Below are 12123 nucleotides of genomic sequence, written 5' to 3'. Positions count from 1 at the left end.
AGAGGAATGTGGCAAAAATACGACCGTTTCGGGCCATTCGTCCAGTAGAGGAAAAAGCGGCACAAGTGGCAGCTTTACCGTATGACGTATTAAATAGTGAAGAGGCAAGGGAAGTTGTAAAAGGGAATCCATATTCTTTCTTGCATGTTGATAAAGCAGAAATTGATTTAGACCCTGAACTGTCACCGTATGATGATCGCGTGTATGAAAAAGCGGGCGACAATTTAAAGCAATTTATACGAGAAGAAGTGTTCATACAAGATGAAGAGCCAGCGCTATATATTTATGAACTGACGATGCAAGGAAGAACGCAGTCAGGCCTTGTCGTTTGTACATCTATTGATGAGTATGAAGATGATACAATTAAAAAACATGAAAGAACACGTCATGAAAAAGAGTTAGATCGTATTCGCCACGTAGATGTGTGTGACGCAAATACAGGTCCGATCTTTTTAACGTACCGTACAAAAGATGAAGTAAAGCATTTAATTAGAAGCTGGAAAGAAGAGCATGCGCCAATTTATACATTTACAGCAGAAGACGGTGTTAAGCATGTTGCGTGGAAGATTGCAGATGAAGATGTAATTACGACTTTAGTAAACGCATTTGAAGATATTCCTAATCTTTATATTGCAGATGGGCATCACCGTTCTGCATCAGCTGCAAAAGTAGGACTTATGCGAAGAGAACAATATCCAAATTACACAGGAGAAGAAGAGTTTAATTTCTTCCTATCTGTATTATTCCCTCAGGATGAATTATCGATTTGGGACTATAACCGAGTTGTGAAAGATTTAAATGGCTTATCAGAGGAACAGTTTTTAAATCAAATTACGCAGTACTTTTATGTAGAAGAAGCACCTGTTTCTCCGTATAAACCAAATGAGCCAAAAACATTTGGTATGTATGTAAATGAGAAGTGGTATAAGCTTACTGTGAAAGAAGAAACATTTGATGCGAATGATCTTGTTAGAGGTTTAGATGTATCTATCCTGCAAGATCATTTATTAAGTCAAGTACTTGAAATACATGATCCGCGTTCTGATTCACGCATCGATTTTGTCGGAGGAATCCGCGGATTAGAAGAACTAGAACACCTTGTAAAGAGCGGTGAATATAAAGCAGCATTCGCATTATATCCGACATCAATGGAAGCTTTATTAGCAATCGCAGACGCTGGAGAAGTTATGCCGCCAAAATCAACGTGGTTTGAACCGAAACTGCGCAGCGGGTTGTTTGTACATTCATTAAAATAAATAGACTTCTTTAGATTGAAAAACCGAAATGATTATAGTTTCGGTTTTTCTTATTTTAAAAGAGTTTTTGAGGAGGCGCATGGGATGAAATTACAAGTAGGCGAAAAAATCACCTTTGAACGAACGTTTACAAAAGAAGATGTTGCGCTATTTACGGAAGTATCGAAAGATGAAGGTGTTCATCATGTTACGCCAGATGAGCAAGGGAGATTCGTTGTACAAGGACTATTAACATCAACGCTGCCTATAAAAATTGGTGGTGACTATAACGTACTAGCTCGTCAACAAAAAGGACATTCCTAGTATTACAAGAAATGTCTTTTCCACTAAATTATAGGATATTTTGCTAAAATTCCAACTCTAAAATTAGTTTACTTGTTTGACCTGTAAACTGATAATTATAGGACCCTCTCAGATTTTCTAAGTTACCAGTAGCTTTAATAATTGTTCCTGGGGAATCTAAATTTCCTTTATCAAATATTCCTTGCTCTATAGCTGTAAATGTCCCTTGTTGCCCCTTATAAATTCCTTCAAAGTGTAAAAATCCAGAAATTTTAGCAGTAGCTAAGTGACCATCATTTATATTTGAGTCTAAATAATATAAGAAGTATTCAACAAAAGCTTTTCCTTTTAATTCACCATCAATATCATATTCGACATGTGCAATATTAATAGGGAAATCTTTTTTAGTATCATCGATTGGTTTTTCATCCCATTTACTTACTGTAAATGTTACTTCCATACACGTAATCTCCCTCCAATTATATACTTTTAAAAAGTACCAATTCACAGACATATCTCATAGGAGTGTTTTTATTCATTCCACGCCACTCTCTAAAATAGAAAAAGATACATTTTCACAATCAATTTCTGCCAACGCGCCGTAAGGTAAAATAAACTTTGGCTCGGTATGGCCAAAATTTAAATTATAAAGAATCGGTAAATCTTCTAAATGATGTTCCTTCATAACCAGCAGTATTTCATGTTTATATTCTTCATAATATTGTTCATCTTTCGGTTTACCGAAGATGATACCTTTTGCTTTTTGCAGAATACCTTGCGCTGCATAATTTCGTAACCAATATTTTATATAACTTGGTTCCGGATGATCTTCAGAGGTTTCAAAGAAAAGAATACTATTCTCCCAATGTTTTTTCTCAGGCCAAAGTTCCGTTCCTTTTGCAAATTCCAGTACTTCTATACAACCACCAATTAAACGCCCTTGTACAGTAGTAGAGCCTTGAAGTAGCTCATATCCTTTGTTTTGCTGCATCGTACGTCTTGTATCCTTATTACTCTCTATCCATTCTAAACGCTCACTCGTCCATTCATGAGCTGGTTGAATTTCGTCAATCGTTTCATTTGAAAAGAGAGTTCGATTTACCATTTCAACTGTATATGGATCCATCTCTACATTTTCAGCAAAATCAGTCAAAATTGCTGGACCGTATAAAGAGGAAAGGCCTGCTTTATGACAAAATAAATGTGAAATAGTAACGTCAGAGTACCCCATAAAAATTTTCGGGTTTTCGCGTATCACATTAAAATCTATATAGGGGAGTAACCGGATGCTATCTTCACCGCCAATATTCGCGATAATTGCTTTCACGCGTGTATCTTTAAATGCAGTCATTATATCTTCCGCACGAGCCTCTGGATTGTTATAAAGGTATTCGCTACCTTTTAAACTATTTGGCATTGGGATAACCGTAAGACGAAAAACCTCTTCTAATCTTTTTACTCCTTGCTCATATCGCCATCTTATTTCAGAATCACCTGCTCCTCCCCATGAAGGACTTACTGTCGCCGCGATATCTCCTGGCTGTAATCTCTTTGGTTTTATTAACATATGAATCCCGCTCCTACATAATGTAATGAACTACGGCTATACAAATCGTAGCGCTGAAAAATATGATGCATAACATTAGCTTCTTCATCATCAACAATTTCACCTGCTGTAACTCGAGAATCTAGACTCATTGTTGTATATTTAAAAATTACAGTATGCAACATTGCATGAGGAAAACGGTTGTTATTTTCACAACCTGTAACTATAATGATTACAGGTTGGTCGATACCAATCAAACAAATACAATCATCATGAATGGAGATGTTTCATAATGGGTATGAAAAAAATAATTTTAGCAGGTGCTTTAGGGATCGCAGCATTATCAGGAACAAATTTACCAGGACTAGAAGTAACAAAAGCGAGTGCAGCTTCTATTGAATCGAACTTCTCGACGTTAGAAGGACGAGTAGTAGAAGTAGATAACGGTGTAATTGTCGTAAAATCTAAGCAATACGAAGAACCTGTTAGTGTGTATATTGATTCATTTTCAAATGTGAAAGTAGGAGATGAAGTAAAAGCTACTGGATCTATGATGCGTAATTTTACAGAATATATGGTTGCAACTGCAGTTGAAAATACAACAAACAAGTTAGGTATGCACATGAAAGAAGATGGCTCACCCGATTATGTGATTGGGGAAGTATCAAAAGTAGGAACGATGGAAGATGAAGGAGACGGTTCTACTAAATATGTCGTAGTTGAGTATCCATCGCTAAATGGTAAGAAAGTTATTATTGATGTTTTCTTAACAAAGGGACAAGTATTTAATGTGGGTGAGAAAGTGAAAATTGATATGAAGTATGTAGGCTGGGGTGGAAGTTCTATTAACTGGAACACAACGGATAACATTGAAAAAGTTCATGAGGTAAAGAGCAACGTTGAAAATAATGATGATGTTTGGGTTTGGTCTTAATAAGGCGAGTATAAGTCGTTATTTGCAATTTTCTCCAAACAATACATGTAAAAACTAAATGTATCATGCAGTACCCATCTAATTCTCATTGCGTATGACAATTAGATGGGTACTTTTTTATTTGAAATTTGTGCAAGTCAATGTTTAGCATTTCTTTTTAAGAGTAAATTACGGTTGAAATCAAAACTTTATTTGCAGTACATAATAAATAATGTTGATTTTTTATCTTATATTAAAATAAAAACAAACCACTGTTCGATTTGAATATTCCACGATATAATAGTGAGAGTTTATGGCAGAATAAATATTTACATAAGAAGTGAGGTACTGTATGAAAAAAAGAACGACAGACATTATTTTTATTATTATCGGTGCATTTCTTTTTGCGTTAGGTGTTAATTTGTTTGTTATCCCGAACGAGTTTGGTGAGGGTGGGGTAACAGGTATCACGATTATTACGTACTATTTATTTGAATGGTCACCGGGCTTAGTTAACTTAATTTTAAATGCGATTTTGTTAATAGCCGGTTATAAGTTTTTAAATAAGATTACAACAATTTATACGATTATCGCTGTAGTTACGAACTCGCTATTTCTTCATTTGACAGAAGGCTGGACGATTGCTTCGGATGAAATGCTTGTAAATGCCATTTTCGGAGGAATATTTATTGGGTGCGGGATTGGTCTTATTATTCGCGTTGGTGGAACAACTGCAGGTACTACGATTTTAGCAAGGATGACGCATAAATATTTAGGCTGGAGCATTAGCTACGGTCTACTGTTCTTCGATTTAATTGTTGCGTTTTCATCTTATTTCATCATTGGTGCAGAAAAACTGATGATAACAATTATTATGCTATATGTAGCAACGAAAGTGATGGAGTTTGTAATTGAAGGTTTAAATCCGAAGAAAGCCATTACGATTATTTCTGATAACCCGAATGAAATAGCTGGGAAGGTAACTACCTTAATGGGCAGAGGGGTTACTGTGTACTCAGGTCATGGCTATTACACGAAAACTCCAAAGGAAATTCTTTATGTTGTTATTAATAAGCAAGAAGTAGTGAAGCTAAAGCGGATTGTTCAAACTACGGATCCGGCGGCGTTCATCGCTATACACGATGTTCGTGATGTGTTCGGAGAAGGATTTGTTGATATTTCGAAGGCTTAGAAATTATTTTTGATTAAAATAATCTTAATACTAAAACGTAAGAATCTATTTTGAATAATCTTTTTTCAAAATAGATTCTTTTCTAATGGATCTATATTTATAATTAACCCCCATGCACTTTAAGCTCAATCTTTTACGTTCTAAAGAAAACTGCCGATAAAGCCCTCCAGTCTTTTCTTTAATTTTGAAATGTGAGAGTTGAATTACAATGAATTATATGTGATTGTTTAATCTATTCCCCATGAGTTTTGCCATTTGTTTCGCATCTGGATTTCCTTCATCGTACAATTTATCAATAATATTACTATAATCCCTCTCATTCCGATTTTGACTTAATTTATATGCAGCCTGGATGTCTCCTACTTTAATTTTAAACCCAACTATCCCTTTCAGTTCATTTTCTAAGAGAGTGGGGGAAAGTTTATCCCATAATATTGGATTTTCACGATGTTCTTCATATTTTTTCAACATTGTTGTTAATTCATCTATTAATTCCTGTTTATCTAAAATACTTGCTTTACCATATATATGAACGGCTTGATAATTCCATGTTGGAACTTCTTCATTTTCATACCAAGAAGAAGAGATGTAAGAGTGCGGTCCCTGAAACATTACAAGAACATCTTCGCAGGTTTCAAATGTTCTCCACTGGGGGTTCCCATAAGCCATATGTCCAGTAATAAAATAGTCATCACCTTGTTTAGTTAATCCAAAGGGCAAATGAGTTGCGATTGGTTTCTCTTTTTTAGTTGTGACGATTGTTCCAAAAGAGTTTTTTTGAACAAAATCCCAAATTTCATCAACATTTGTGACTTTAAAATACTTTGGAATATACATAATAGCCCACCTTTCAAAAAAAGTTATATGAGTGTTTTGATCATTATAAGGTCAACTTGTTCGTCATCGCCCATATAAAAGGAATGAGAGCCAGCTTGTACAAAACCTAATTTCTTATAAAAAGCAATAGCATTTTCATTTTTCTCCCATACGCCTAGCCAAATATTCTTTTTATTATGTTCTATTGCAATTTCAATAGCATTATTTAGTAGATATTTACCAAGACCATGTTTTTGAAAGGAGCTCTTTATATAAATTCTCTCTACTTCAAGTGATTCATTTCCCATTTCTTCAGACTGAGCATCATCAATATTGACCTTTAAATATCCAGCAATTTCATCGTTAAAGTAGACAAAAAAGAATTGAGAAGAGATATTGGATAATTCTTTTTCTAATTGTTTTAAGTTAAATGCCTTTTCCAAATAGTGATTCATACTTTCGGGTGAATTCTGATGTTTAAAAGTCTCATTAAATGTTTCATAACTAATATCTTGAAGTCTGTGTATATCTTCAAGGGTGCACTTTTCTATATGTGTAGTCATTTGAATAGTTCGCTCCTTTATATAATCAATAATTTCTCTTATTTCCCTTTTTTACAAATTCCCAATCTTTTTCTATATTTTTTCTTACTCTTTGAAGAAGATTAGAAATAGTTTCCGCTTCTGTTTCCGAAAATCCCTCTAATGCAACAGTATTTGAATAATCGTTTTCTCTTTTAATAAAAGGATAGACATTTTTCCCTTTTTCTGTTGGGAAAAGTTTTTTGATTTTCTTGTTAGATTCATCTTCTTTCTTTTCGATAAATCCATTGATTTCAAGCTTTTTGATAGCACGGGCTGCGGTTGTACGATCTACTTTTATCATCTCAGATAGCTTTTCTTGAATGATTCCTGGGTTTTCACATATTCGCACAAGGTACAAATACTGACCTTTTGTAAGCTCATATTCTTTAAATTCTATATTACTAATAGAATCTAATGCTCTTGCAATCATGCCAATTTCACGAAGAATTTCTTTCATAATGAACTCCTTATCTTTTGTTTTTATTGCAAATGCAACAATTTGAAGTTACATTTAATATAAAATATTTTTATTGTAAATGCAACAAAAATGACGATGAAGAGGTTGATTAAAATGAAGTATGTTTTTTATGTATTAGGAATTTTAATATTAACCCTTGGTATTTCTGTCACAATACAATCAGATTTTGGCACTTCACCTTTTGATGCACTTTTAGTAGGACTTTCTTTAAATGTGGGGCTTACTGTGGGAAGCTGGGAAATAATAATAGCTTTATTATTAATATGTTGTAATTCGAAATTAAAAAGACAAAGACCAGAGGTACTAGGGTTGTTAACAGCATTCATAACGGGTATTGGTATTGATGTGTGGCTATTTTTATTACGCGATTTAATTACACCTGAAATATGGTACAGTAAAATGATTTATTTTGGAATCGGATTAGTTATTACAGGATTAGGAACTGCAATATATTTACAAACAAATTTTGCTCCCATTCCAATTGACCGATTAACTTTAATCATACAAAAATTAACTAGAACGAATATTTTTATAGCACGAACATTTATTTACCTTATATTCTTAATAATGGCAACGATTTTACATGGACCAATAGGTGTTGGAACTATATTAACTGTTTGTTTAGGTGGGTTATTGCTGAATTTCTTTATACCACTTACTAAAAAAGTAATAGATCACTTATTCGTACACCAGAGTACGTCATCAAGTTATAAGAAAAATAAAGCAGCTGACCATAATGATAACAAAAGTATCTTCTAAGGAATCCTTTTCTTTAAATTACTTATACATTTGAAGACTGACTGTTTTTGAAACCTTCTTCAATCCACCAAGAACTTATAAATTCTGTTTTTCTTTTTCTTGCAAAAAATCCAATTGTTTCTTAATGTAGTGATGTAGAAGGATGAACGAGAGAGGGTTTAATGAAGATGATACATATTTTATTAGCTGATGATGATAAACATATTAGAGAGTTATTGCATTATCATTTACAAAAAGAGGGGTTTAAAGTTTTTGAGGCTGAAGATGGAAAGATAGCGCAAGAAGTATTAGAGAAGGAAAATATTCATCTTGCGATTGTAGACATTATGATGCCGTTTGTTGATGGTTATACGTTATGTGAAGAAATTCGTAAGTATCATGATATTCCTGTTATTTTATTAACTGCGAAAGACCAGTTAGTGGATAAAGAAAAAGGATTCATTTCTGGTACAGACGATTATATCGTAAAACCATTTGAGCCAGCTGAAGTCATTTTCCGTATGAAAGCATTACTTCGTCGTTATCAAATGCTGAGTGCTGATATTATTACGTTGCACGGTACAACAATTGACCGAAAAGGCTTTGAAGTGAAGTGTAACGGACAAACGATTTTGCTTCCACTGAAGGAATTTGAATTGTTATCGCAACTGGCTAGTTATCCTGGAAGAACATTTTCAAGGGAAGAATTAATTGAATTAGTATGGGGAATGGATTTTGAAGGGGATGAACGAACGGTTGACGTTCATGTAAAGCGATTAAGAGATCGTTTTTCAAAACGAACGGATGATTTTCAAATTACAACGGTGCGCGGCCTCGGGTATAAGTTGGAGCTGAAATAAGATGAAATCACTATATTCTAGATTTGTATTTATGACGGTCGGCATTATGCTACTTAGTAGTATTATAGGCTTTTTATTAACGAACGTATATTATCAAGTGAAGTTAAAACCGTATAATAGTGAAAAGATTTTAAAGTATGCTGAAGAAGTAAAATCGTTATATGAAAAGCAAAGTGAAGAAAATCAAGAGGCATACTTACGGTCTATTGCGAAGCTAGGATATGAAATTTATATTGTCGATGATCAAAAGAATGGAAAGCGTATCGGAAATGCATTTCGTAAGACGACAATAAGTGATGATACCGTTCATAAAGTATTGCAGGGGGAGACATTTAATGGTGTTTCTACTTATCCAACGCGCCTTTTCATTACAGGATTTTTCGATAATGAATTAATTAATAGCGTCGGTGTCCCGGTAAAACACGGTGATAAACAGTACGCTTTATTCATTCGCCCTGACATTCAGCAACAATTTGGCGAGATGCGAATTTTCTTAGCGGTATTACTTGGGTTTATCGTTTTACTAAGTATTATTTTTATAGCGATTGCAGCAGGTTACATCGTTCGTCCCATTCGTAAATTTACGAAGGCTACGCAAAAAATTGCGAGTGGGGAATATGAAATTGAATTAGACGTAAAACGAAAAGATGAAATAGGAACGTTATCTACAAGCTTCCAAAAGATGACGAAGAGTATTAAAGAACTAGATGAAATGAGACAAGAATTCGTTTCGAACGTTTCACATGAATTTCAGTCGCCACTTTCTTCCATACAAGGTTTTTCAAAGACGTTGCAAACAGAAAAGATGAGTGAGGAAGAAAGAAATCATTACTTACAAATTATTGAGGGTGAAAGTAAGCGAATGTCTAGTTTATGTAAACAGTTACTTACGCTCGCTTCATTAGATAAAGAGGAAAAGGTTCTACAAATAAGAGAATTCAATCTACAGAAGCAAATTAAAGACGTCATTTTTATGCTTGAGTGGAAATGGCGGGAAAAAGATATCGCCGTTGAATTTGATGTGCCAGATATCACTATAAAAGGTGATGAAAACTTACTTCATCAAGTATGGAGTAACATTTTCACGAATAGCATTAAGTTTTCAAACGATGGTGGGACGATTGAGTTTTTCGTCGAAGAGTTAGAGTCTAGTGTCATTATCTCTATATCTGATAACGGAATTGGTATGGAAAAAGAAGAGATGGACCGTATATTTGATCGTTTTTACAAAGTAGATACGGCAAGAGCGAGAAACGTAGAAGGTAGTGGTTTAGGATTATCGATTGTGCAGAAGATTGTGGAACTGCATAACGGAGACGTTTCAGTGTATAGCACGAAAGGGGAAGGGACTACTGTTCGGGTGGAGCTTCCGAAATAGATGGAAGAGGCTGTTTGGAAACGGCCTCTTCTTTTTTGGGGCGCTAGTATACGTGTAAAGTGAAAGAATGGGAGTCATTTTAATTACATAATTGGACCGATTTGTGGCATAAGATTAGCAGGAAGTTTATTTAAAAATGTAGAATCTCTACAGAGTTATAAGGATTGTGTTAAAACTTGAACCGTGTAGGGAGGAAATTAATTTGAAACGAACTGACTTGTTATTAAACGCACTAGATTCAACATTCGATAAAGAGAGTTGGTATGCACCGTTTAAACATGCTATAGAAGGACTTACAGCCGAACAGGCTATGTGGAAACCATCTGGTGAGGAAACGAATACCATTTGGGAGAACGTTAATCATCTCATTTATTACAAAGAGAGGCTTGCTGCAAACTTGGAAGGTCATGGATGGGCACATAACCTAGACGGTAATGACACTTTTTATCTTACTAAGCAATCTAATGATGACACGGAATGGAAGGAAGTCGTTGAACGTTCTGAAAATGCTCAGCGTAATTTAAGACAGGTATTGAGCGTGATTTCTGAAAAAGAGCTTGAACAAAATTCACTTGAAGAGAAATTACTGGACATCATGCTTCATGATGCTTATCATACAGGCCAAATTATTCAATTAAGGAAAATGCAGGGGGCATGGCCAGCAAAGCGTTAACGGAACGTATTAGTTATTCCATTAAAGGGTGCTATTTTGCATCAAAAAGTAAACAAGCATAACCTCGTTCGAAATTTCGAATAGGGTTATGCTTGTTTGAGCTTTGTAACAGAAAGAAAATATTCTCTTTCTGTTACAAAGCAGTACCTTTCACCTGTTCTTCCTTAAACCGAAGCTCAAAAGTATCCGCCGTAATTTCATCAGCTTTCGGCAAAGCCCGTAATTTTGGATGAAGCAGCCATACGAGGGAGATGAATAAAATCCCGATGCTAGCGAGCGCAAAAATGATTTGGCTACTATATACATTCGCAGTGTATCCGCCAATTAAAGAGCCAAGCGGCATAGCAATTGTGCCCATACTCCGTGTGACTGAATTGATACGCCCAAGATATTGGTTTGGAATTACAATTTGACCAATAGTCGCAAATAATATGTTGGTCGCACCAATTGGTATCCAAGCTAAGCCGAATAAAAAAATAGATAACCATTGAAACGGTACAACCGTAGAGAGAAACCAAAAGAAAGCACCAGTGGCAAAGCTAATAATGGAGACACGGCCAACATTATATTTACCAACCCATGAACTGAATAGTGCTCCAATTAAACAACCGGCGGATATAGCGGCTAAAAAGAAACCATATAATTTCACACCGCCTAAAGAATCAGCGAAAGAAGGGAGTATTGCCATCGTCATACCAATTGAAAAATTAGCGACAACGGAACCGATTAAGAAGACGCCCATCAATGAACGAAAAACGATTGAAAAGCCTTCTTTTAAATCAGAGAAATATTGCTTAGTTGAAAGTGGTGTGTCTGCTTCAGTTTGTTTTGGGATTTTTAATGAAAAGAACAAAAGGGCAGTAATCGCGAATGTAAAGGAGTCGATCACATATAAAGTGATTGCGCCAAATAGTGCTACTAATATTCCAGAAAGAGTCGTACAAATTAAATCAATGCCTTGATATGCAAATGAGAAGAGTGAATTTCCTTTTAATAATTGTGTTTTATGCAGTAGAAGTGGTAAAGCTTTTGATTGTGCGGGATAGGCGAATTGTTCAATAAAGGCTACGATTGGCATGATGATGAGTAGTAGTTGGACTGTTAGTAGGTCGAAGTAGTGTGTAATAGGAATGATTAAAATAAGAATGCATTGCAAAACTTGTGTGATGACGAGGGTGTTTTTTATTGACCATCTATCAACGAATGGACCGGTAAAAAATTGAAGTGCAGAAGGTAATAGTGTAAGGAAACCAGCCAATCCAGAATAAAAAGGATTACCACTCAGTTTATATACGAGCCACATCGCCGCTACATAATACAAGCTATCTCCTATGTTTGTAAAAATTCTCCCTAAAAATAATAAGAGGAAATTCCGGTTTTTTAATATGTCCACTTTATCTACTCCTT

14 protein-coding genes and 1 pseudogene are annotated in these 12123 nt (G+C 34.9%); 8 read left to right on the top strand and 7 right to left on the bottom strand.

Features of this window, described 5'->3' with window-relative positions:
• The first annotated feature begins 8 nt into the window (after positions 1-8).
• Both CN409_RS01895 and CN409_RS01890 read left to right on the top strand, forming a co-directional pair.
• Positions 9-1256, top strand: a complete 1248-nt coding sequence (locus CN409_RS01895) for a DUF1015 domain-containing protein (RefSeq protein ID WP_086396812.1) — start codon at positions 9-11, stop codon at positions 1254-1256.
• A gap of 84 nt (positions 1257-1340) precedes the next feature.
• A pseudogene (locus tag CN409_RS01890) lies at positions 1341-1541 on the top strand (hotdog family protein); the annotation flags it as partial.
• 61 nt (positions 1542-1602) lie between these two features.
• Here the strand turns inward: CN409_RS01890 and CN409_RS01885 are convergent.
• From CN409_RS01885 to CN409_RS01875, 3 genes are all read right to left on the bottom strand, one after another.
• A complete protein-coding gene (locus CN409_RS01885) occupies positions 1603-1998 on the bottom strand; it encodes a DUF3224 domain-containing protein (RefSeq protein ID WP_081143398.1) in 396 nt (131 codons plus the stop codon).
• A gap of 75 nt (positions 1999-2073) precedes the next feature.
• Positions 2074-3105 carry a S66 family peptidase gene (locus CN409_RS01880; RefSeq protein ID WP_086396814.1) on the bottom strand — a complete coding sequence of 344 codons (1032 nt, stop codon included), beginning with the start codon at positions 3103-3105 and terminating at the stop codon, positions 2074-2076.
• Positions 3099-3341, bottom strand: coding sequence for a hypothetical protein (locus CN409_RS01875; RefSeq protein WP_000579227.1), 243 nt, complete (start codon positions 3339-3341; stop codon positions 3099-3101). The genes CN409_RS01880 and CN409_RS01875 overlap by 7 nt, the downstream gene beginning before the upstream one ends.
• 35 nt (positions 3342-3376) lie before the next feature.
• Here CN409_RS01875 and CN409_RS01870 point away from each other — a divergent pair, with 35 nt between their 5' ends.
• Positions 3377-4018, top strand: a complete 642-nt coding sequence (locus CN409_RS01870; RefSeq protein ID WP_086396816.1) for an ATP F0F1 synthase subunit alpha — start codon at positions 3377-3379, stop codon at positions 4016-4018.
• 331 nt (positions 4019-4349) lie between these two features.
• Positions 4350-5189 carry a YitT family protein gene (locus CN409_RS01865; RefSeq protein ID WP_000747488.1) on the top strand — a complete coding sequence of 280 codons (840 nt, stop codon included), beginning with the start codon at positions 4350-4352 and terminating at the stop codon, positions 5187-5189.
• A gap of 213 nt (positions 5190-5402) precedes the next feature.
• Here the strand turns inward: CN409_RS01865 and paiB are convergent, their stop codons facing one another.
• Genes paiB through CN409_RS01850 form a run of 3 tightly spaced genes read right to left on the bottom strand, consistent with a single transcriptional unit; the run spans position 5403 to position 7046 of the window.
• Complete coding sequence (paiB, locus tag CN409_RS01860) at positions 5403-6026, bottom strand: protease synthase/sporulation negative transcriptional regulator PaiB (protein WP_000275827.1); 624 nt, start codon at positions 6024-6026, stop codon at positions 5403-5405.
• Between the two features lie 23 nt (positions 6027-6049).
• The gene (paiA, locus tag CN409_RS01855) at positions 6050-6568 is read right to left on the bottom strand and encodes a spermidine/spermine N(1)-acetyltransferase (protein ID WP_000207056.1); all 519 of its coding nucleotides are present in this window, start codon (positions 6566-6568) and stop codon (positions 6050-6052) included.
• A 25-nt stretch (positions 6569-6593) separates the two neighbouring features.
• On the bottom strand, positions 6594-7046 hold the full coding sequence (locus CN409_RS01850; protein WP_000658986.1) for a MarR family winged helix-turn-helix transcriptional regulator: 453 nt from the start codon (positions 7044-7046) through the stop codon (positions 6594-6596).
• Positions 7047-7160: 114 nt separating this feature from the next.
• Here CN409_RS01850 and CN409_RS01845 point away from each other — a divergent pair, with 114 nt between their 5' ends.
• The 4 genes from CN409_RS01845 to CN409_RS01825 all read left to right on the top strand — a co-directional run bounded on the left by CN409_RS01845 (position 7161) and on the right by CN409_RS01825 (position 10716).
• Positions 7161-7826 (top strand): YczE/YyaS/YitT family protein, encoded by a 666-nt coding sequence (locus CN409_RS01845; protein ID WP_000878286.1) that lies wholly within the window; start codon positions 7161-7163, stop codon positions 7824-7826.
• Between the two features lie 161 nt (positions 7827-7987).
• Entirely contained in the window at positions 7988-8665 is a 678-nt protein-coding gene (locus tag CN409_RS01840) for a response regulator transcription factor (RefSeq protein WP_000781960.1), read from the top strand.
• Between the two features lies 1 nt (position 8666).
• The gene (locus tag CN409_RS01835; protein ID WP_097825870.1) at positions 8667-10043 is read left to right on the top strand and encodes a sensor histidine kinase; all 1377 of its coding nucleotides are present in this window, start codon (positions 8667-8669) and stop codon (positions 10041-10043) included.
• Positions 10044-10245: 202 nt separating this feature from the next.
• The gene (locus tag CN409_RS01825) at positions 10246-10716 is read left to right on the top strand and encodes a DinB family protein (protein WP_000831311.1); all 471 of its coding nucleotides are present in this window, start codon (positions 10246-10248) and stop codon (positions 10714-10716) included.
• A gap of 133 nt (positions 10717-10849) precedes the next feature.
• Here CN409_RS01825 and CN409_RS01820 read toward each other — a convergent pair whose 3' ends face one another.
• Positions 10850-12109, bottom strand: coding sequence for an MFS transporter (locus tag CN409_RS01820; RefSeq protein ID WP_097981012.1), 1260 nt, complete (start codon positions 12107-12109; stop codon positions 10850-10852).
• Between the last annotated feature and the right edge of the window lie 14 nt (positions 12110-12123).

This window comes from Bacillus sp. AFS012607 (genome assembly GCF_002558005.1).
Classification (GTDB): Bacteria; Bacillota; Bacilli; order Bacillales; family Bacillaceae_G; genus Bacillus_A; species Bacillus_A thuringiensis_S.
Note: the sequence above shows the minus strand (reverse complement) of the source record. Positions and strands in the feature narration are given on the sequence as shown.

What these genes read in the sequence shown, in the direction of transcription:
- CN409_RS01885 (WP_081143398.1), bottom strand. Translation starts at nt 1,998, where the DNA reads ATGGAAGTAACATTTACAGTAAGTAAATGGGATGAAAAACCAATCGAT.
- CN409_RS01880 (WP_086396814.1), bottom strand. Translation starts at nt 3,105, where the DNA reads ATGTTAATAAAACCAAAGAGATTACAGCCAGGAGATATCGCGGCGACA.
- CN409_RS01870 (WP_086396816.1), top strand. Translation starts at nt 3,377, where the DNA reads ATGGGTATGAAAAAAATAATTTTAGCAGGTGCTTTAGGGATCGCAGCA.
- CN409_RS01865 (WP_000747488.1), top strand. Translation starts at nt 4,350, where the DNA reads ATGAAAAAAAGAACGACAGACATTATTTTTATTATTATCGGTGCATTT.
- paiB (WP_000275827.1), bottom strand. Translation starts at nt 6,026, where the DNA reads ATGTATATTCCAAAGTATTTTAAAGTCACAAATGTTGATGAAATTTGG.
- paiA (WP_000207056.1), bottom strand. Translation starts at nt 6,568, where the DNA reads ATGACTACACATATAGAAAAGTGCACCCTTGAAGATATACACAGACTT.
- CN409_RS01850 (WP_000658986.1), bottom strand. Translation starts at nt 7,046, where the DNA reads ATGAAAGAAATTCTTCGTGAAATTGGCATGATTGCAAGAGCATTAGAT.
- CN409_RS01845 (WP_000878286.1), top strand. Translation starts at nt 7,161, where the DNA reads ATGAAGTATGTTTTTTATGTATTAGGAATTTTAATATTAACCCTTGGT.
- CN409_RS01840 (WP_000781960.1), top strand. Translation starts at nt 7,988, where the DNA reads ATGAAGATGATACATATTTTATTAGCTGATGATGATAAACATATTAGA.
- CN409_RS01835 (WP_097825870.1), top strand. Translation starts at nt 8,667, where the DNA reads ATGAAATCACTATATTCTAGATTTGTATTTATGACGGTCGGCATTATG.